20 protein-coding genes and 1 riboswitch are annotated in these 19,513 nt (G+C 67.9%); of the genes, 1 reads left to right on the forward strand and 19 read right to left on the reverse strand.

Features of this window, described 5'->3' with window-relative positions:
• Nucleotides 1-15: 15 nt before the first annotated feature.
• The 15 genes from thiC to ffh form a co-directional block, all read right to left on the reverse strand.
• Nucleotides 16-1,743, reverse strand: coding sequence for a phosphomethylpyrimidine synthase ThiC (gene thiC / locus ABNQ38_RS20885; RefSeq protein WP_377810007.1), 1,728 nt, complete (start codon nt 1,741-1,743; stop codon nt 16-18).
• Between the two features lie 131 nt (nt 1,744-1,874).
• Nucleotides 1,875-2,009, reverse strand: a riboswitch (TPP riboswitch).
• Between the two features lie 77 nt (nt 2,010-2,086).
• Entirely contained in the window at nt 2,087-3,070 is a 984-nt protein-coding gene (locus ABNQ38_RS20890) for a magnesium transporter CorA family protein (RefSeq protein ID WP_109051378.1), read from the reverse strand.
• Between the two features lie 39 nt (nt 3,071-3,109).
• Nucleotides 3,110-3,394: a hypothetical protein gene (locus tag ABNQ38_RS20895; RefSeq protein WP_377810008.1), complete on the reverse strand. Its 285-nt coding sequence runs from the start codon at nt 3,392-3,394 to the stop codon at nt 3,110-3,112.
• Nucleotides 3,395-3,426: 32 nt separating this feature from the next.
• Entirely contained in the window at nt 3,427-4,326 is a 900-nt protein-coding gene (gene argB / locus ABNQ38_RS20900; protein ID WP_194914345.1) for an acetylglutamate kinase, read from the reverse strand.
• 82 nt (nt 4,327-4,408) lie between these two features.
• On the reverse strand, nt 4,409-5,707 hold the full coding sequence (locus ABNQ38_RS20905; RefSeq protein ID WP_377810009.1) for a cation:proton antiporter: 1,299 nt from the start codon (nt 5,705-5,707) through the stop codon (nt 4,409-4,411).
• A gap of 12 nt (nt 5,708-5,719) precedes the next feature.
• Nucleotides 5,720-6,403, reverse strand: coding sequence for a ribosome biogenesis GTP-binding protein YihA/YsxC (gene yihA, locus ABNQ38_RS20910; RefSeq protein WP_109047278.1), 684 nt, complete (start codon nt 6,401-6,403; stop codon nt 5,720-5,722).
• A 205-nt stretch (nt 6,404-6,608) separates the two neighbouring features.
• The gene (gene yidC / locus ABNQ38_RS20915; RefSeq protein WP_377810010.1) at nt 6,609-8,336 is read right to left on the reverse strand and encodes a membrane protein insertase YidC; all 1,728 of its coding nucleotides are present in this window, start codon (nt 8,334-8,336) and stop codon (nt 6,609-6,611) included.
• Between the two features lie 55 nt (nt 8,337-8,391).
• Nucleotides 8,392-8,721 carry a membrane protein insertion efficiency factor YidD gene (gene yidD / locus ABNQ38_RS20920; protein WP_174472678.1) on the reverse strand — a complete coding sequence of 110 codons (330 nt, stop codon included), beginning with the start codon at nt 8,719-8,721 and terminating at the stop codon, nt 8,392-8,394.
• 15 nt (nt 8,722-8,736) lie between these two features.
• Nucleotides 8,737-9,123 (reverse strand): ribonuclease P protein component, encoded by a 387-nt coding sequence (rnpA, locus tag ABNQ38_RS20925; protein ID WP_098740537.1) that lies wholly within the window; start codon nt 9,121-9,123, stop codon nt 8,737-8,739.
• Nucleotides 9,124-9,131: 8 nt separating this feature from the next.
• Complete coding sequence (gene rpmH, locus ABNQ38_RS20930; protein WP_098740538.1) at nt 9,132-9,266, reverse strand: 50S ribosomal protein L34; 135 nt, start codon at nt 9,264-9,266, stop codon at nt 9,132-9,134.
• Nucleotides 9,267-9,367: 101 nt separating this feature from the next.
• Complete coding sequence (gene rplS / locus ABNQ38_RS20935; protein WP_098740539.1) at nt 9,368-9,763, reverse strand: 50S ribosomal protein L19; 396 nt, start codon at nt 9,761-9,763, stop codon at nt 9,368-9,370.
• A gap of 41 nt (nt 9,764-9,804) precedes the next feature.
• Nucleotides 9,805-10,551: a tRNA (guanosine(37)-N1)-methyltransferase TrmD gene (gene trmD / locus ABNQ38_RS20940; RefSeq protein ID WP_377810103.1), complete on the reverse strand. Its 747-nt coding sequence runs from the start codon at nt 10,549-10,551 to the stop codon at nt 9,805-9,807.
• A 59-nt stretch (nt 10,552-10,610) separates the two neighbouring features.
• Nucleotides 10,611-11,192: a ribosome maturation factor RimM gene (gene rimM / locus ABNQ38_RS20945; protein WP_377810011.1), complete on the reverse strand. Its 582-nt coding sequence runs from the start codon at nt 11,190-11,192 to the stop codon at nt 10,611-10,613.
• A 79-nt stretch (nt 11,193-11,271) separates the two neighbouring features.
• Nucleotides 11,272-11,628, reverse strand: coding sequence for a 30S ribosomal protein S16 (gene rpsP, locus ABNQ38_RS20950; RefSeq protein WP_063633821.1), 357 nt, complete (start codon nt 11,626-11,628; stop codon nt 11,272-11,274).
• Nucleotides 11,629-11,689: 61 nt separating this feature from the next.
• Nucleotides 11,690-13,075: a signal recognition particle protein gene (ffh, locus tag ABNQ38_RS20955; protein ID WP_109490631.1), complete on the reverse strand. Its 1,386-nt coding sequence runs from the start codon at nt 13,073-13,075 to the stop codon at nt 11,690-11,692.
• A gap of 333 nt (nt 13,076-13,408) precedes the next feature.
• On the opposite strand from ffh, the gene ABNQ38_RS20960 reads away from it, so the two are divergent.
• Nucleotides 13,409-14,761, forward strand: coding sequence for a pentapeptide repeat-containing protein (locus ABNQ38_RS20960; protein WP_377810012.1), 1,353 nt, complete (start codon nt 13,409-13,411; stop codon nt 14,759-14,761).
• Nucleotides 14,762-14,801: 40 nt separating this feature from the next.
• On the opposite strand, the gene ABNQ38_RS20965 is transcribed toward ABNQ38_RS20960, so the two are convergent.
• The 4 genes from ABNQ38_RS20965 to ABNQ38_RS20980 all read right to left on the reverse strand — a co-directional run bounded on the left by ABNQ38_RS20965 (nt 14,802) and on the right by ABNQ38_RS20980 (nt 19,305).
• A complete protein-coding gene (locus tag ABNQ38_RS20965) occupies nt 14,802-15,446 on the reverse strand; it encodes a hypothetical protein (protein WP_377810013.1) in 645 nt (214 codons plus the stop codon).
• A 145-nt stretch (nt 15,447-15,591) separates the two neighbouring features.
• Nucleotides 15,592-16,224: a hypothetical protein gene (locus ABNQ38_RS20970; protein ID WP_377810014.1), complete on the reverse strand. Its 633-nt coding sequence runs from the start codon at nt 16,222-16,224 to the stop codon at nt 15,592-15,594.
• Nucleotides 16,225-16,255: 31 nt separating this feature from the next.
• Entirely contained in the window at nt 16,256-17,581 is a 1,326-nt protein-coding gene (locus tag ABNQ38_RS20975) for a DUF2336 domain-containing protein (RefSeq protein WP_377810015.1), read from the reverse strand.
• On the reverse strand, nt 17,578-19,305 hold the full coding sequence (locus ABNQ38_RS20980) for a diguanylate cyclase domain-containing protein (protein ID WP_377810016.1): 1,728 nt from the start codon (nt 19,303-19,305) through the stop codon (nt 17,578-17,580). Before ABNQ38_RS20980 ends, ABNQ38_RS20975 begins: the two co-directional genes overlap by 4 nt.
• Nucleotides 19,306-19,513 lie beyond the last annotated feature (208 nt).

Below are 19,513 nucleotides of genomic sequence, written 5' to 3' on the forward strand. Positions count from 1 at the left end.
TCACTCTGCCAGATTTCACTCCGCTGCCGGCTGGTAGATTTCCCCGCCCGACTGGCGGAACTTCTCCGACATCTCGGCCATGCCGGACTCCGCGGCGTCACGGATTTCCTGCGTGATCTTCATCGAGCAGAATTTCGGCCCGCACATCGAGCAGAAATGCGCGGTCTTGGCGCCTTCCGCCGGCAGGGTCTCGTCGTGATAGGCCATCGCCGTGTCGGGATCGAGCGACAGAGCGAACTGGTCGCGCCAGCGGAAGGAGAAGCGGGCACGCGACATGGCATCGTCGCGCAACCGCGCCGCCGGGTGGCCCTTGGCGAGGTCGGCGGCATGGGCGGCGATTTTGTAGGCGATGACGCCGGCCTTCACGTCGTCGCGGTCGGGCAGGCCGAGATGCTCCTTCGGCGTGACGTAGCAGAGCATCGCCGTGCCGAACCAGCCGATCATCGCCGCACCGATGGCGCTGGTGATGTGGTCGTAGCCCGGCGCGATGTCGGTCACCAACGGCCCCAGCGTGTAGAAGGGCGCCTCGCCGCACAGCGCCAGCTGCTTCTCGACATTGTGCTTGATCTTGTGCATCGGCACATGGCCCGGCCCTTCGATCATCACCTGCACGTCGCGCGCCCAGGCGATCTTCGTCAGTTCGCCCAGGGTCTCCAGCTCGGCGAACTGGGCGGCATCGTTGGCATCGGCCTGGCTGCCCGGCCGCAGCCCGTCGCCCATCGAGAGCGCCACGTCATAGGTCCGGCAGATCTCGACGATGTCGGCGAAATGGTCGTAGAGGAAATTCTCGCGGTGATGCGCCAGGCACCATTTGGCGATGATCGAGCCGCCGCGCGAGACGATGCCGGTCACTCGCTTGGCGGTCAGCGGGATGTGGGCCAGCCGCAGGCCGGCATGAATGGTGAAGTAATCGACGCCCTGTTCCGCCTGTTCGATCAGCGTGTCGCGGAACAGCTCCCAGGTCAGATCATCGGCCTTGCCCTTCACCTTTTCCAAAGCCTGATAGATCGGCACGGTGCCGATCGGAACCGGGGAGTTGCGCAGGATCCACTCGCGGGTCTGGTGGATGTCGGCGCCGGTGGACAAATCCATCACGGTGTCGGCGCCCCAGCGGATCGACCACACCATCTTCTCCACCTCCTCCTCGATGGAGGAGGTCACGGCGGAGTTGCCGATGTTGGCGTTGATCTTGGTCAGGAAGTTGCGGCCGATGATCATCGGCTCCGACTCGGGGTGGTTGACGTTGGACGGGATGATCGCCCGCCCGCGCGCCACCTCGTCACGGACGAACTCCGGGGTGATGAAGTCGGGGATCTCGGCACCGAAATCCTCGCCGTCGCGCGTGGCATCGAGCGCTGCGGCGCGGCCGAGATTCTCGCGCACGGCGATGTACTCCATCTCCGCGGTGACGATGCCGGCGCGGGCGTAGGCCATCTGGGTCACCGCACCGCCATCCTTGGCGCGCAGCACGCCGTTGTCGGCGGTCTCGACATCGCCGCGCGCCAGGATCCAGTCACGGCGGTGCTTGGACAGGCCGGCCCGCACGTCGATGGCGACCGACTCGTCGGTGTAGGGACCGGAGGCATCATAGACGGTCAGCGGCGGCTCGCCGCCCGACAGCGCGATCTCGCGCAGGGCAACGCGCAGATCGGTAAAGCGCGTGCCGGGCACATGGATTTTCCGCGACGACGGCAGCGGGCCGGTCGAAATGCGGATGGCGTTCTCGTTGAAGTCCTTAGGCATTGGGTTTCTCCGTCGGAGTTGGGCGGACAAACCCGGGACTGCGGACGGAGGTGCGGTATCTTCGTGCGGGCCGTTTCGGAATGGTGTCCCCGGCATGGCGGGGCCGATACGGCCGGACGGGGCGAGATTCGGCCCGTCACGAGGTCCCTCCCTTCGCCGGTATGACCCGGATCAGGTTCGAAGGGTCACCACGCTGCCGGCTTGCGCATCGCGCCGTCCGGCCGTTGGTATCTCAGCCCCCTGTCGGGACCCCCCTGGAATGCGGCCCATCCTGCCGCCGACGGACGGTCGTGTCAAAAGGAAAGCGCTGCGGACGGTCCGCCTGCCATATTGTGGAAACGTGCTACATCCAGCGTTTTGACCGCACATAGACCATTGGCAGCAAGGCCGACAGCAGCATCAGCCCCAAGGCGCTGGCATAGCCGAAGGGCGACTGGCTGCCGGGCATGTCGGTGAAGTTCATGCCGCCGATGCTGGCGACCAGGGTCGGCGGATAGAGCAGGACGGTCAACACCGACACGATCTTGACGATCTCGTTCTGCTCGACATTGATCTGGCCCAGCGCGGTGTCGAGCGCCAGGGCGACCTTGCCGGAGAGGAAGCGGGCATACTGGTCCAGCCCGCGCAGATCCTGCAGCGTGGTCTTGGCCCAGCGCCGAGTCGCCTTGCCGGCGTTCCAGCCATCGCCGCGCGCCAGGAAGTCGGTCATGCGGGTGAGGCTGGCCAGACTGATCCGCGCCTTGCCGATCAGGTGGCCGGCATGGCCGATGCGCTTCAGCGTCTGGGCGTCGTCCAGCGTCTCGCCGCGGGAGCGCAGCTTGCGCCCACGGAAATAGCGGCGGTTCAACGCATCCATCTCCACCCCGGTCCGCCGCAGCACGACCGACGTGCGGTCGATCATCCCGTCCACCAGTGCGGCCAGCACCAGTTCGCCGCGGGATGCGGAGACCTGCCCATGGGTGGCGCGGCGGCGGAAGGCCAGCAGCGCCTGCGGATCGATGTCGTGGATGGTCACCAGCCGCCGGCCGGCCAGCACGAAGCTGACGGTGGCGATGCGCGGCTCGTCGGTGTCGGCCCAGACCAGGGCGGTGACGGTCATGGTCAAGGCACCGCCGGCAACGCGCAGACGGCTCGACTCCTCGATCTCCGCCATCTGCTCGCGGGTGGGCAGGCCGGTGCCGATCAGCGCCTCCGCCCGCGCCAGCTCGTCGGGCGTCGGGTTGATCAGGTCCAGCCACACGGCGGACTCGGGGAACGGGACCGACTCGTCCGCGGCCTCCCTGTCCCAGCGCAGCAGACCGCCGTCATTGACGAAGACATGCAGCAAGGCTGTGCTCCTTGCATGGGCGCGGTTCGGGCGCCCAGCCTAGGTCACCCGGCCACCGCGCCGCGGTTTCGCCGGGGGCGGAGCCTTTTCCCCATCGAGGTCGAGCGTTGCGCCCTCGTCCTTCAGCGCCTGCTCCAGCTTGCGGCGGAAAGCACCGCCGTCCCGCTTGGCGTCGAGGAAATGGCCGACCGCCTCCTTCGCCGCGTCGCTGTCATAGGGGACCTTGCCCAGAGCAGCCAGTCTGGCACGCTCCACCAGCTTCGGGTCCATCCTCTCCCGGATGGCCTTCATCTGGCGAAGCAACTCCTTGCGTAGATCGCTCATCGCCCCCCCTTGGCGGTCCCCTATAGACGGCGTCAGGCCTTGCCGATCAGGGTGCCGGCGCCGCCTTCGGTGAAGATCTCCAGCAGCAGCGCATGCGGCACGCGGCCATCCAGGATAACAGCGGCATCGACGCCCTGCTCCACCGCGCCGATGCAGGTCTCGATCTTCGGGATCATGCCGCCCGAGGCGGTGCCGTCGGCGATGGCCTTGTGGGCATCCTCCAGCGACATCTTCTCGATCAGCTTCTTTTCCTTGTCGAGCACGCCGGCGACGTCGGTCAGCAGGAAGAAGCGCGCCGCCTTCACCGCCGCCGCGACCGCGCCGGCCGCCGTGTCGGCGTTGATGTTGTAGGTGTCGCCGTTCACGTCGAAGCCGACCGGCGCGATCACCGGGATGATGTCCGACTGGGCGAGCGCGTGCAGGATCTGTGGGTTCACCTTGTAGGGCTCGCCGACGAAGCCCAGGTCCAGCACCCGCTCGATGTTGCTGTCTGGATCGCGCTGCACGCGCTCCAGACGGCGGGCGGTGATCAGGTTGCTGTCCTTGCCCGACAGGCCGACGGCACGGCCGCCGGCGCCGTTGATGGCGGCGACGATCTGCTTGTTGATGGAGCCGGCCAGCACCATCTCGACCACCTCGACCGTCTCCTTGTCGGTGACGCGCAGGCCGTCGATGAAGCTGGACTTAATCTTCAGCCGCTCCAGCATCTGGCCGATCTGCGGGCCGCCGCCATGGACGACCACCGGGTTGATGCCGACCTGCTTCAACAGGACGATGTCGCGCGCGAACAGCTCCGCCAGGCTGGCGTCGCCCATGGCGTGGCCGCCGTACTTGATGACGAAGGTGCTCCCGGCATAACGGCGCATGTAGGGCAGCGCTTCGGACAGGGTACGGGCCTTGGCGAGCCACTCGTCACGGGTGGGAGTCTGCACGGGAGGATGCCCTTTGTCGGGGTGGAGTGTCGGGCTTCTTTAACGGAAAGGCCGGCCGGTTGCCTAGGGGGCAATTTAACGGTCACACACCCCCGTGACGGCCTCCCGCGGCTGCGGTGGCCGTGCCGCCGGCCGGACGCCACAATCCGGCCAGCCGCGTCATCGGCTGCGTCAGCGCGGTCACCGCCACCGCCATCAGCACCATCGCCGAGAAACAGGGGCCGGACAGCACGCCCGCCTCCAGCAGGACGGTCAGGACGATGACCTCCATCAGCCCCTTGCACGGCATCAGCGTGCCGAGCCGGAGCGCATCGGGCCAGGGCTCCCCGGTCCAGCGGGCGGGCAGCGTGGTGCCGGCCATCTTGCCGGCGACGGTGGCGAGGCTGGCGAGGGCGAAGACGGTCCATTGCGCCGGATCGTCCAGCGTCAGGTTCACCTTCAACCCGGTCAGGGTGAAGAAGAAAGGCAGCAGGATCAGCGTGGCGAAATGCTCCAGCCGGTCGAGGATCGCCGCCGCATAGCGGCGCGGCATCGCACTGCCGGCGATGAAGGCACCCAGGATGTAGTGCAACCCGATCAGTTCGGTCACCGCGGCCGAGGCCAGCAGCGCCGCGCAGGTCACCACCACAGCGGTGTCGCCCATCCGCCCATCCGGGGCCACCCGCTCCAGCAGGCGGTCGAGCAGCGGGCGCACGAGCAGGACCGTCGCCCCGACATAGGCGAAGCCCAGCAGGCCGACTTTCGCCACCGCCCAGGCATCGCCGCCGCCGTTCCCCCCATCGGCGGTCGACCAGGCCAGCACCGCGGTGATCAGCAGCCAGAGCAGCGCGTCATTCACCGCGGCATAGCCCAGCGCCAGCCGCCCCACCCGGTCGCCCAGCAAATCCATCTCGCGCAGGATGGCGCCCAGCACCGGCAGGGCGGTGACGCCGACGCAGATGCCGAAGCCGGCGGCGAACAGGCCAGGGGTGGCGTGCTTTCCGGTCATGGCGGGAAAGGCGCCGGCCAGCCACCAGCCCAGGGCTCCGCCCAGCAGGGTCGGCACCAGCATGCTGGACAGTGCCACGGTGGCGAAGGCCCCGCCCCTCCCGCGGAACTCGGCGGGATCGAGATGCAGGCCGGTCAGGAAGGCGAAGAACACCACGGCCATCAAGGCCAGCCCGGACAAGGGCGCAAGCGCCGCGGGCGCGAACAGAACGCCCCAAAGATCGGGGACCAGCCGGCCGAGCAGCGACGGACCCAGCGCCACCCCGAACAGGATCTGGACCACCACCATCGGGGCGATGTGACGGCCGCCGCCGAGCCGCCACAGCAGAAACGGCCCGGCGATCAGCAGCAGGGCCTGCATCAGGAACAGCAGCGCGGGAGAGAGACCGCCCATCGCCGCCGCCCCTTATTCGGCGCCGAGGGCGAGCGCCGCCAGACTGGCGCGCAGCTCCGCGATGCCGGTGCCCTTCTCGGAGCTGGTGACGTGGATGTCGGGGAAGGCTGCCGGATGCTTCTTCAACCCCGCCTGGGTTTCACGCCGGATCCTGTCGAGATCCGCAGCCTTGACCTTGTCCGCCTTGGTCAGCACGACGACGTAGGGTACCGCCGTACGGTCGAGCATCTCCATGATCTCATGGTCATGGGGCTTCATCCCATGGCGCGAATCGATCAACACCAGCGCCCGGCGCAGGGTGACCCGGCCGCGCAGGAAGCGGCGGACCATGTCGTTCCACGCCTCCACCTTCTCCTTCGATTCCTTGGCATAGCCGTAGCCGGGCATGTCCACCAGCTTCAGACGATTGCCGAGGTTGAAGAAGTTGAGCTGCTGGGTGCGGCCCGGCGTGTTGGAGGTGCGGGCCAGCGTCTTGCGCCCGGTCAGCGCGTTGACAAGGCTCGACTTGCCGACATTCGAGCGGCCGGCGAAGGCGACCTCCGGCAGGTCGGCCTCGGGCAGCTGGTTCAGCGCATTGGCGCCCCAGACGAAGTCGCACTCCTTGGCGAACAGCAGCCGGCCGGCCTCCAGCGCGGCCTCGTCGAAGCCGGCAACGATGCTGGGGGTGTCGGGGGTCGGCGTGGCGGAGCTGGTCATGGCGGTGCGCTTTCGTTTTGGTCGGCTAGATCGGATCGCGTAAAATCGGACTCGATTTGAAGCGTGAATCCGATCGTCAAACAAAGGCTTATAGCGTCATCCGTTTCAACAAACGGATGACGCTATAAAAAACATACCGCCGGCAGAGGCCCGTCAAGGGTCTTTGCCGGCGGCAGGTCTCAGACATTCGGCAGAGGCTGAAGGATCAGGCCTTCACGCCCATGCGCTTCATGATGGTCCACTGCTGCAGGACCGACAACGTGTTGTTCCAGGCCCAGTAGATCACCAGACCGGCCGGGAAGCCGGCGAGCATGAAGGTGAAGACGATGGGCAGGAACTGGAACACCTTCTGCTGGATCGGGTCCGGCGGGGCCGGGTTCATCTTCTGCTGGAACCACATCGTCACGCCCATGATCAGCGGCCACAGGCCGAGATGCAGCATGGCGGGCGGGTCCCAGGGGATCAGGCCGAACAGGTTGAAGATGGTCGTCGGATCGGGCGAGGACAGGTCGTGGATCCAGCCGAAGAACGGCGCATGCCGCATTTCGATCGTGACGAACAGCACCTTGTAGAGCGAGAAGAACACCGGGATCTGGATCAGGATCGGCAGGCAGCCCGACACCGGGGAGACCTTCTCGCGCTTGTACAGCGCCATCAGCTCCTGGTTCATGCGGGCCTGATCGTCGCTGAACTTCTCGCGCAGCTCCTGCATCTTGGGCTGCAGGGCCTTCATCTTGCTCATAGCCTGATAGGACTTGTTGGCGAGCGGGAAGAAGACGGCCTTGACGCAGACGGTCAGCACCAGGATGGCGATGCCGAAGTTGCCGATGATGCGGCCCAGGAAATCCAGTGCGTAGAAGAACGGCTTGGTCAGGAAGTAGAACCAGCCGAAGTCGATCGCCAGATCGAAGTTCTTGATGTTCAGCTTCTCGGAGTAGCTGTCGAGCAGCTTCACCTGCTTGGCGCCGGCGAACAGGCGGCCGGTGTTCTCGGCCGAGGCGCCCGGCGCCACCGTGACCGGCGCCCCCATGGTGTCGGTCTGGTAGCGGTCGATGTTGGCGACCTGATTGTAGAGGAAGCGCGCCGTGACCTTCTCGTTCGGGTCGGGCACCAGCGACACCAGCCAGTACTTGTCGGTGATGCCGACCCAGCCGCCGGTGGTGTCCTTGGCGATCGAACCGGCCTTGCGGACGTCGTCGTACTTCTCTTCAGTCAGCGAGCCGTTGAAGACGCCGAGCGGGCCCTCATGCAGGATATAGTAGCCGGACGTATGCGGCGTGCCGCTGCGCGACACCAGGCTGTAGGGCAGCAGGGTGACCGGGGCGGCGCCGGTGTTGCGGACGGTCTGCGTCACCGTGAACATGAAGTCCGGGTCGACGGCGATCTTGCGCTCGAACACCAGCCCCTGGCCGTTGTCCCAGGTCAGTGTCAGCGGCTTGTCCGGGGTCAGCGCGGCGCCGTCGGCGGTCCAGCGGGTGGTCGCGGTCGGGGCGGCGATGCCGGCGCCCTGTGGGACCCAGCCGAACTCGGCGTAATAGGCGGCGGGCGTGCCGGCCGGGGCCAGCAGAACGATCTCCGGGCTCTTGGGGTCCGGGGTCTCGTGGTACTGGGCCAGCGTCAGGTCGTCGATGCGGCCGCCGACGAGGTTGACGGAACCGTGCAGGGCCGGTGTGTCGATCTTCACGCGGGTGCCGGCCGCCAGCTGCTCGGCGAGCAGGACGGGGCGCTCCTTCGCGACCTCAGCCGTGGCCGGAGGCTGCTGGGCGGGCACGCCGGGGGCCGGCACCGGCACCGACTGCTCCGTCTGGGCGGCCTGCTGGGCGGCGAGTTGCTTCTGCTGCTCCACCCGCGGCTTCTCGTAGAAAAACTGGAAGCCCAGAAGGATGGCGATCGACAGGGCAATCGCGATGATGAGGTTGCGTTGGTCGGTCATGGCGTCCCGGTTGCCGTGGGGCCTTTGGAAGAAGGGCGGCGTGTGCGCGGCCTTGTTACGGGTTTTCGCCGGGCTGGGCAACCGCCGCATGCCCCTTTTCCCGCAGTCCGCAGCGATGCGGCGCCATGGGCGCCGGCCGCGGGACGGGATCGGGCACGGGATCCCAGCCAGACCCGCCCCAGGGATGGCAACGCCCGAGCCGGCGCACAGTCAGCCATCCCCCCCGGATGGCCCCATGCTTTTCCAGCGATTCGATGGCGTAGCAGGAGCAGGTCGGCTGGAAACGGCACTGCCAGCCCACGAAGGGCGACAAGGTCCAGCGATAGAGATAGACGAGCGCGCGGAGCAGGTGCGCGAGCGGGCTGAGGCCGGCGATGCGAAACATGACGTCGCTGGCCTCCTACCCTTCCGCCTCGCGCCACAGGCCGAGGCGCTTCAGCCCGGCGGCAAGGTCGCCGAGCAGGTCGGTCCACGGCCGTTCGGCCGTGCCGCCGCGGGCGACCAGCACGAAGTCGTGGCCGGGCGCCGCATGAACGGTCAGAATCTGCCGCGCGGCCTCACGCAAACGGCGGCGGGCGCGATTGCGCACCACCGCGTTGCCGACCTTGCGGCTCGCCGTCAAACCGAGACGGATCGGCGGACCGCCTTCGGCGGGCCGCTGCTTGTCGTCGTGCCGGCGCACCTGGAGGATCAGGCCGGGAGCCACATGCTTTCGCCGTGTCCCGGCCACGGCCAGAAATTCCGGCCGCCGCATCAGGCGCCCGACCTCATGGCCCGGCGCCGCCATAGCGGGGATCAGGCGCTCAGAACCTTGCGTCCGCGGGCGCGGCGGCGGGCGATCACCTTGCGGCCGCCGACGGTCGACATGCGGTGGCGGAAGCCGTGGCGACGCTTACGCACGATTTTGGACGGCTGGAACGTGCGCTTCATGGCGCCTACTCCTTAAGCTTTTCTGATGGTGACGGGAAGAAGACGCCCAGCCGATCGGCCGGGCGCCGGACCTATGAACCTGAACCGAACCGAAAGGCGCCTTACTCGGCAGCCCGGCGGCCGTTGACCATGCCGCGGCCGCTGGTACGCTCGGAGATGCGGGCGGCCTTGCCGCGCAGATCGCGCAGATAGTACAGCTTGGCGCGACGGACGGCGCCCCTGCGGACCAGCTCGATCGAGTCGATGCGCGGGGAGTACAGCGGGAACACGCGCTCCACGCCCTCGCCGTAGCTGATCTTGCGGACGGTGAACGAAGAGTTCACGCCGGCGTTCTTGCGGGCGATCACGACGCCCTCATAGGCCTGGACGCGCTCGCGCGTGCCCTCGACGACCTTCACGTTCACGCGGACGGTATCGCCCGAGGAGAACTCCGGGATCGTCTTGCCACCGAGGGCCTTCTCGATCTGCTCCTGCTCGAGCTGCTGCAACAGGTTCATAGCACTACCCCTTTTCTATCGGCGCGCCTCGCGGCGGACCGTCACTCCGGTTTCGGGTCGCGCCGGCGAGCCTGCCGCCGACCCTTGTTCGTAACAGTTACTGCCGGATGGCTTGCCTGGTAGAGCGACCACAGGTCCGGCCGTCGGGCCTCCGTGATCTTCTCCGCCTCGGCCAGCCGCCAGGCCTTGACCTTCCCATGGTGACCGGACAGCAGAACCTCCGGCACCGCGCGCTCCACACCCTGCCCGTCGGTCCAGACCGCCGGCCGGGTGTAGTGGGGGTATTCGAGCAACCCCCGTTCGAAACTCTCTTCGCCCGCCGTCTCAACGTTGCCCATGACGCCGGGGAGCAAGCGCACCACGGCATCCATCAGGCTGAGCGCGGCGAGTTCCCCGCCGGACAGCACGAAATCCCCGAGGCTGACCTCTTCGAGGCCGTGCGCATCGAGGACCCGCTGGTCCACCCCTTCGTACCGGCCGCAGAGCAGCGTCACCACCGGGGTGGCGGCCAGCTCCTTGACCAGCTCCTGGTTCAGCACCTGTCCGCGAGGCGACAGATAGATCGCCCGACCGCGTCCCGGTGCCCCCACAGGTCCCGCCGTCGCAGTCAAAGCCGCGTCCAGCACGTCGGGCCGCATGACCATACCGGCCCCTCCGCCGAAGGGGGTCTCGTCGACGGAGCGGTGTTTATCGCGCGCGAACGAGCGAATGTCCACCGATTCCAGCGCCCAGACTCCATTTTCCAACGCCTTGCCCGCCAGCGAGTGGCCGAGCGGCCCCGGAAACATTTCCGGGAACAGCGTCAGAACCTTGGCCGTCCAGACCCGCGGACCGTCGGCGCCGTGATTCACGGCCCCTCCTCCCCGCTCCGGTCCCCGCCCTCTTCACCCCCGTCCTCCTCCGCCTCGTCACCGGAGCCCTCGCGGGCCTCGATCACGGCGGGAAGGTCGACGACGATGCGACCGCCCCGGACATCGACCACCGGCACGCAGGCCTTGGAGAAGGGAAGCATCTCCAAAGGTCCGCCTGCGGTCCTGATCTCCAGCACGTCGCCGGCGCCGAAGTCGTAGATCGCCTTCACCGTGCCATAGACGGTCCCGTCGGCGAGTTCCGCACGCATGCCGATCAGATCGGCATGGTAGAACTCATCCTCGTCCTCCGTCGCCGGCAGGGCGCCACGGTCCACGTAGAGCCGCACACCTGCCAGGGCCTGCGCCTGTTCGCGGCTGGTCACCCCGTCGACCTTGGCCAGGAAGTTATCCTTGACCATGCCCTGGATCGTCACCGTGAACCGGCGGGTCCCCGTCTCGTCCGACAGCGGGCCGTAGGTCATGACGTCGGCGGGTTCGGCGGTGAAGCTGCGCAGCTTCACCAGCCCCCGCACGCCGTGCGATCCCGCGAACTGGCCGACACAGATTTTGGCGGTCATCGAAGGAGCACCTGGCACGTCGTCACAAACTCAACCCTGCGGGCCAAGCGGCCCACCGTCACCTGTATCAGCCCCAAGGTCAGCCTTCTGCGGCGGCCGCGGCAGCGGCGGCCTCGGCCTTCAGACGCTCCTGCGCCTTGGCCTTCGGAGCCGACTTCTTCGGGGTCTCGCGAACGGCGGGCTTCTCGACCAGGCCGGCATTGGCCAGGAAGTGAACGACGCGGTCCGTCGGCTGGGCGCCGACCGACAGCCAATGCTTGGCGCGCTCGGCGTTCAGGATGATGCGCTGCTCGTGCTCGCGCGGCAGCATCGGGTTGTAGGTGCCGATCTTCTCGATGAAGCGGCCGTCACGCGGGCTGCGGGCGTCCGCGATGACGATCGAATAGAACGGACGCTTCTTCGCACCACCGCGAGCCAGACGAATCTTCAAAGCCATTGGTCGAAACTTTCTCTTCTCAAGTCAAACAGGTATCGGGTGATTTCGAGAGGCGGTCAGGTCAGCCGAAAGGCCCCTTCCCGCCAAAGCCGCCGAGTCCCTTCGGCAGCAGGTTTCCGAGGCCGCCGCGCAGCATCCCCTTCTTCCCAAGCTTCTGCACCTGCTTCATCATTCCGCGCATGGTCTCGAACTGCTTCAGCAGCTTGTTGACCTCCTGCACCGAGGTGCCGGAACCGGCGGCGATGCGCTTGCGGCGCGAAGCCTTGATGATGTCGGGGTTCTTGCGTTCCGCCTTGGTCATCGAGGAGATGATCGCCTCCTGGCGCTTGATCATCCCGTCGTCGACGTTGGCGTCCTTCAGCTGGTCCTTGATCTTGCCGATGCCCGGCAGCATTCCCATCAGGCCGGACATGCCGCCCATCTTGCGGAGCTGCTTCAGCTGCATCGCCATGTCGTCGAGGTCGAAGCCCTGGCCCTTTTCCATCTTGCGGGCGAGCTTTTCGGCCTCGTCCTTGTCGATGGTCTCGACGGCCTTCTCCACCAGCGACACCACGTCGCCCATGCCGAGGATTCGGCCGGCGATGCGGTCGGGGTGGAAGGGCTCCAGCGCGTCGATCTTCTCGCCGACGCCCAGCAGCTTGATCGGCTTGCCGGTGATCTGGCGCATCGACAGGGCGGCACCGCCGCGCGCGTCGCCGTCGATGCGGGTCAGCACGATGCCGGTGATGCCGACCTTGTCGTTGAAATTGGTGGCGACGGTGACGGCGTCCTGGCCGGTCATCGCGTCGGCGACCAGCAGGGTTTCCACCGGCTTCGTCGCGTCGCGGACCGCCGCGACCTCCGCCATCAGCTCCTCGTCGATGGCGAGGCGGCCGGCGGTGTCGAGCATGACGACGTCGTAGCCTTCGAGACGGCCGGTCTCGATGGCGCGCTTCGCGATGGCGACCGGGTCCTGGCCCGGCACGATCGGCAGCGTGGCGACGCCGGTCTGCTCGCCGAGAACCTTCAGCTGCTCCTGGGCGGCCGGACGACGGACGTCCAGCGAGGCCATCAGGACCTTCTTGCGGTCCTTCGTCTTCAAGCGCAGCGCGATCTTGGCGGTGCTGGTGGTCTTGCCCGAGCCCTGGAGACCGACCATCAGGATCGGCACCGGGGCGGCGGCATTCAGGTTGATCTCGGCGCCTTCGCCCAGCATCTCCACGAGGTTGTCGTGGACGATCTTGATGACCTGCTGGCCGGGGGTGACCGACTTCAGCACCTCCTGCCCGACGGCGCGTTCCTTCACCTGGGTGACGAACTGCTTGACGACGGGCAGGGCGACGTCAGCCTCCAGCAACGCCACGCGAACTTCGCGCAGTGCGGCGGAGACGTCCTCCTCGGTCAGCGCGCCTCGGCGGCGCAGCTTGTCGAAGATGTCGCCCAGGCGTCCGGTCAGGCCTTCGAACATGCGATACTCGTTCCCCAGTTCCGGGTCCAGCGTCAAGGCCGCCACCCGCACAAGCACGAAAGCGCCAGTGCGCGAATTTCGCGGACTGGCGGAGATACCCGGCGTTGGGCCGGGGTACCCGGTCTATCGACTTTGCGGAAGACAGGTCGGCGGACCATAGAGAAGCCGGCAGGCCGAGTCAACCGCCGCAGTCGGTCTTTTGCTGTCGTCCTTACGTCTGCCTTGCCCGACGGCGGTTATCGGCCACAAGCTTGTCACAAGCCATCAACCCTTAACCAAATTTTGGCGACTCTTTCGGATTATGGGTCACCAAATAGAGAAGGTATGCCGGCGATGTCGTCCGCCCAGGGCTTTGGGTCCAACAGCCCGCGAACCAAGCTGACCCAGAGCCAGCTCAACGCGATCCTGTTGCGGCACCAAGCATTCCGCAAAAGCCAGCCCGGCGGCGTGCGCGCCAACCTGAAGATGCGCGACCTGTCGCATCTCGATCTCTCCGGCATCGACCTGTCCGACGCCGACCTGTCGGGGGCGAAGCTGTTCAGCGCCCGGCTGACCGGCGCCAACCTCGCCAACGCCAACCTCTATGCCGCCGACCTGCGGCTCGCCAATCTGGAGAAGGCCGATCTGCGCCGGGCCGACCTGCGCGGCGCCTGCCTGCGCGGTGCCGTGCTGAGCGAGGCGACGCTGGTGGAGGTCGACCTGCGCGACGGCACGCTGCTGCATTACGACTCCAGTGGCGAGATGTACGCCCACGAGTATGAGGATTCCGTCCTGACGTCGGAACTGACGGCCGCGACCATCCGCGGCGCCGACCTGTCGCGGGCCAAGATCGCCAACGCCTTCGTCATGCAGACCGACCTGACCGACGCCGTCCTGCGCGGCACCAAGTTCATGCGCGCCAACCTGACCGGCTCCAACCTGACCGGCTGCGACCTGACCGACGCCGACCTGACCGAGGCGAACCTGTCGGGCGCCCGGCTGTCCGGGGCGGTGATGACCGGCTGCGCCATCAACCGCACCAATTTCAGCGGCGCCACGCTGATCGGCGCCATTCTGGACGCAGCACAGATGCGCTCGCCCAACCTGCAGGCGGCGGTGCTGGCCAAGACGCTGGAGAACCCGGAAGACGATCTGCGCGAAATGCTGATGGAGCATCTGAGCTGGATCGACAGCGGCGGCAAGGCCGGCAAGCGCGCCGACCTGTCGGCGCTGGACCTGTCGGGGCGCAAGCTGGAAGGCATCAACCTGTCGGCGGCGATCCTGCAATGCATCGCGCTGCGCGGCGCCAACCTGTCCGGCGCGGCGATGGCGATAGCCGACATGTCGCTGGCCGACCTGCGCAAGGCCGACCTGTCGAAGGCCGATCTGCGCGGGGTGAATTTCGAACGCGCCACCCTGACCGGCGCCAACCTGACCGGCGCCCAGCTCGGCCCCGTCCATATCCAGACGATGAGCGGCCATGTCTGGCGCGCCAACCTGCAACGCGCCCGGCTCGGCATGGCGCTGCTGTGCAAGGCCGACCTGCGCAAGGCCAACCTCTCCGGCGCCAATCTCGCCGGTGCCGACCTGACCGGCGCCGACCTCAGCGAGGCCGACCTGACCGGCGCCGACCTGACCGGCGCGGTGCTGGACGGCGCCACGATGGACCAGGCGATCGTCGAGGAGGCGATCGGGCTGGCCAGCTGAGCTGGTCGGTCCAGGGTTCCGGTTTCAGGCGGCCAAAGTTTTAAACGGACGGTCCGCCCTGCCGGGCCATCCAGTCGCCGGAACCGTAGACGCTGCGGACATGGCGGACCAGCAGGTTGCGGGCGTCGATCAGCTGGCCCATCCGCTCGCGGCAGGCGACGATGCCGGTGTCCGGGTGATAGACCGGCGCCAGTTCGCGGAAGCGCCGCCGCACCTGATCCTCGTCGAAGCACCATTCATTGACGAAGCCGAACAGTTGGGCAGCGTCGCGCACATGCGTGATGCGGCCGTCGAGCGGCTGGAAGGACAGGCGTTGCAGCGCGTGGGCCAGCGTCTTGTTGCGGTAGCCCAGCGTCTCCACCGCGGCTTCGAGCCGGCGGACATCCTCGCCCGACAGGATGCGGGCACCGGGATCGGCAAGCGCCAGGGCGGCGGCCAGCGCCTTGCGGATCGCTCCGTCGCTGGCGTCGGTCTCCCCGACCTCCAGCAGCGCCTCTCCCTCCGGATCGCGCAGGCCAGGATCGGCTCCCGCCTTCGGCGCCAGCATCAGGGCGGCGGCGACAAGCATCGGCACCCCTGCCCCGCGGGCAGCGGCAAGCTCCAGAACGGCGGCACGGAATCGGGCGCCGCAGGGCACGGCCCGGCCGGGGGTGGGTGAGGAAACGGTCTCTTCCGGTGCGGTCATCGTCGGCGCCAACACTTGGTGGAAGCGGGCGCGAGTCTACGCAATCGCCGGAGTCGCTGCAATCGCACCGATGGATGCGGGCCCAGGGATAAAAGAAGCTGGATAAAAGAGGGTGGATGACAGGGATGGAGGATCCGCTTCCGGATCACTGCGCCTTCATCGCTCCCGGCTTGGCCGGCAGCCGGTCGAGCAGTTCGCCGATATAGGCGGTCTCGTCCTTGCCGGCCATGGCGGCGAAGCCCTTCAGCATCTGGCTGCCGAAGGTGAAGACGCTGGCGAGGTCGATGCGCCACGCCCCGCCCTCGCGGACGAAATCGGCAGGGACCAGCGCCGGCCGGTTGTCGACCATCAGCAGGCCCGACGCCCGGTCGCCCTTGACCCGCACCGGCCCCAGCGCGCTGCGGGAGATGACGTTGGGTCCGAGCCAGCCGGCTTTCAGCGCATGGTTGGCGATATCGCCGACCGACATGCGCCGCAATTCCGCCGGACCGAGATAGCGGCGAAGCCCCATGGCGGCGAAGCGCTCCGCCGGCTCCAGCCGCTGCAAAGGCGCATCGCCGGGCTGGCGGGCGGCGTCGCGCACCGACTCCAGCGCCTTGACCGAATTGCGGGTGAGCAGCGGGATCACCGCCGATCCACGCTTCTCGGACAGCGCCGTGCGGGCGGCGTCGAAGGTGGCGGCGACCTCGCGCTCCTCCGGCGTTTCGCGCGGCGGGGCGGCGAAGCTGGTGGCGACGGCGATCAGGACGACGAAGAAGGCGAGAAAGGCGACACGCATACCGGAGAGAACCCGAAAACGGAGGAAAACGTCACGCCTTTGCCTCGACACCGAAAAATTCGAGCTGCCAGCGCATCTCTTCATCGGTCATCGGATAGTGCGTGCCGTCGCGAGCATTAAGCGCTGTTTTTGGCGGAATCTGGGCGAGCCGCAACTGCACCTGCCGGGCGAAGCGCATGGTCAGCCCGGCGCGCCACACCAGGGCGGTGACGGCGCGCGGCGCATGGGTGGCGACGATGCGGTCCACCACCGGGAGTTCGATCTGCGACAGTTCCGCCAGGGCGGCCATGACGAAGCCGCGGTCGCCCTCCACCATCGAGCCTTCGATCAGCTTCTCGGTCAGCTTGCCTTCCTTGTTCAGGCGCGCCGCCTTGTCGCTGGGGCGTTCGACCGGCTTCTCCGGTCCGGCGGCGGCAAGCGCCTCGTCGCCGAAATCGACGGGGCCGAGCGGCAGGCCGGGTGCCGCGCCGGCTGCCGCCTGCCCCACCCGCTGGCGCACCGCCTCCACCAGCCCGCGCGCGGCGGCCGGGTCGAGGTCGTCGCGGTCCTGCAGGACCTTCAGCAGATTGTCGGCGACGAAGCTGGCCAGCCGCGCCACCGCGCGGGCCGGCAGCCGCGGGCGACGGACCAGCGGCGAATGCCAGGGCTCGTGCTGCGGCGCCTGATCGAGGATGCGGTCGAGCGTCTCTTCGCGGATCTGGGCCGACGGGTTGCCGAGCAGCGACGTTACCGCCGCCTCGTCGTCCGAACGCGCGATGGCGTCGGCGACGGAGGCGCTGACATTGTGCCGGCTGGCGATGGCGGTCATCGCGCCGCGCACCGGCCCCTTCATGATGATGTCGGTCAGATCCTCCTCGGTGAGGATCGGCGAATGCTGCAACACGGGCCCGCAGACCGACAGCTCGACGTCGCGGGCCAGCCGGTTGATCACGCCGTGCGGGGCGTTGGGCAGGTCCTTCAGCGCTTCGGCCAGGATGCCGCGCACCTCCGTCGCCTGATCGCGGGCCAGCGTTTCCAGGCATTCCACCGTCAGCCGTTCGATCTGCATCGCCTGGTCGGCCGACAGCTCCGGCAGCAGGCGGGCGATCTTGCGCGCCACCGCCTGCCGCACCATGACCTCGCGGTCCTTGGCCAGCAGCAGGTCGGCCTGCCGCGGGGTGCCGGCATTGGTGGCAATGGCGCGCCGCACCTCGGCCGCGGCATCGGCGGCAAGGAAATACAGCAGCTCCGGCCGGGTCTTGGGATGTTCGGCGACCTTCCGGCGAACTGCCGGATCCTCGCTCTGCACCATCCGCTTGGCGGATTCGTAGTCGGCGGGGTCGAGGGTCTCGGGACGCGGATTGGCAGGCGGGGTCACGGGTTAGGCTCCGCGGCGGAAACATCGGAGGAGGGTATCTGAGCGGCCGCCCGATAGGCGGGAGCCAGGGCGAAATGGCCCTTGCCGCTCTTCTTGGCGTCGTACATGGCGGCATCGGACCGGTCGGTCAACTCCCGCACCGATTCGCCGCGGCCGGGGGTGTGGACGGCGATGCCGATCGACAGGCCCAGCGGCTTCTCGGGACTGGCCGACAGGTGGGCCAGATCGCGCATGCCGTTCAGCAGCCGTTCGGCGACGATGCGGGCCTTCGCCTCGTCGGTGCGGCCCAGCCACAGCACGAACTCGTCACCGCCCAGCCGGCCCGGCAGGTCGCCCGGCCGCACCCCGGTGCTCAGCAGCGTGCCGATGGCCTTCAGAACGGCATCGCCCTGCTGGTGGCCGTGCAGGTCGTTGACCGCCTTGAAATTGTCGAGGTCGACATAGAGCAGGGCCGACGGTCCGCTGTCCGGCCGGGAGATCGACTCCTCCAGCCGTTCGAAGAAGGTGCGGCGGTTGAACAGGCCGGTCAGCCCGTCGCGCTCCGACAGGCGGCGCAGCCGCTCCTGATAGGCGAGATGGGCGTGCGCGATGCCGATATGGTCGGCCACGCCAGACATCAGATGGCGGTCGTCTTCGTCCCACGGCTCCGAATTGCCGGTGCGCCAGACCAGCAGCGCGCCGTTCGCAGCCTGCCGGTACTCGGTCCGCTCGCCGATCAGCTGCACGTCGCCCAGCCGGTCGGTCACCAGACCTTCGCTGTTGGCGATGCGGTCGAGCAGGGCGGTGCCGACCTCCGGCAATTTCGCCCCGAACTCCGCCACCAGCGACAGGACGACACGGCTGCCCGCCGCACCCTCCTCCGCCCGATAGATGCGGCAGCCGTCGGCACTGAGCGCCCGCGCCGTTTCCGTCGCGGCGACGGCCAGCGCTTCCGCGGCGTCGAGCCGGTCGCGCAGGGTGTGGACGATGTGGCCCAGCAGCCGTTCGCGGTTCCGGATGCGCGCCAGCTCGTTGGAGCGCAGCACCTGTTCGGTCACGTCGCGGCAGACGCCACGGGCGCCGATCCAGTCGCCCTGCACCCCGAACAGCGGCAGGGCGGAGGCGACGACACAGGCCGGCGTGCCGTCGGCGCTCTTCAGCCACAATTCGGTCTGGTCGACCGCCCGGCGGCAATCGAACGGCATCGGCAGATCTTCCGCCTCCTCCAGCGCCAGGCTGCGCGGATCGCAGCCGATCAGCGCGTCGGCCGGATAGCCCAGCGCGCCCTTGTGGCTGACGAAGACGAAGGTGCCGTCCGGCCCGGTCTCCCAGGCGAAGTCGGAGGAAACCTCCACCAGATCCTTGTAGCGCCGCCGCGATTCGGTAAGCGTGTGGCGCAGCTGGCGCTCCAGCGTGTCGTCGCGGCCCAGCAGCAGGAACCCGCCGTCGGGCAGCGGCACGCCGGCCCATTCGACGATCATGATCCCGCGCAGCGATTCCACCGGCACCGACCGCAGCCCCGGCGCTACGCTGGACGCGGACAGCCAGTTGCGCAGCTCCGGCAGCCAGCGCGGATCGCTGTCCATCATGTCTTCCGCCTCGGCATTCGCTTCGGCGACAGCCAACGCCGAATCCAGCCGCAGGGCCGGGCCGGGATACAGCGCGACCAGCGTCACGGGGCCGGTCTGGCCGCCGGTGGAGGCGGAAGCGGTGGCAGAGGTACCGGTGGTCAGAAGAAGGTCCACGGCAATCCCAGAGGGCAATCCACGAGGCTTGCGGGCCACGAGGCAGGCGGAGCGGAAACCTTTGGCTGTGAACCATTACAAGGTCTGGTCCATGCTACCTCTTTAGGGGTTAATCTTCAATCAACCAACGACGCGGGGAACTCCCCATAGCGGCGGCTTGGCCAAAGGGCGGCTGCGCGCCTGCGACCATGTGAAGCGCCTTGCGGCC

It is taken from the genome of Azospirillum sp. A29 (assembly GCF_042604625.1).
Lineage (GTDB): Bacteria > Pseudomonadota > Alphaproteobacteria > Azospirillales > Azospirillaceae > Azospirillum > Azospirillum palustre.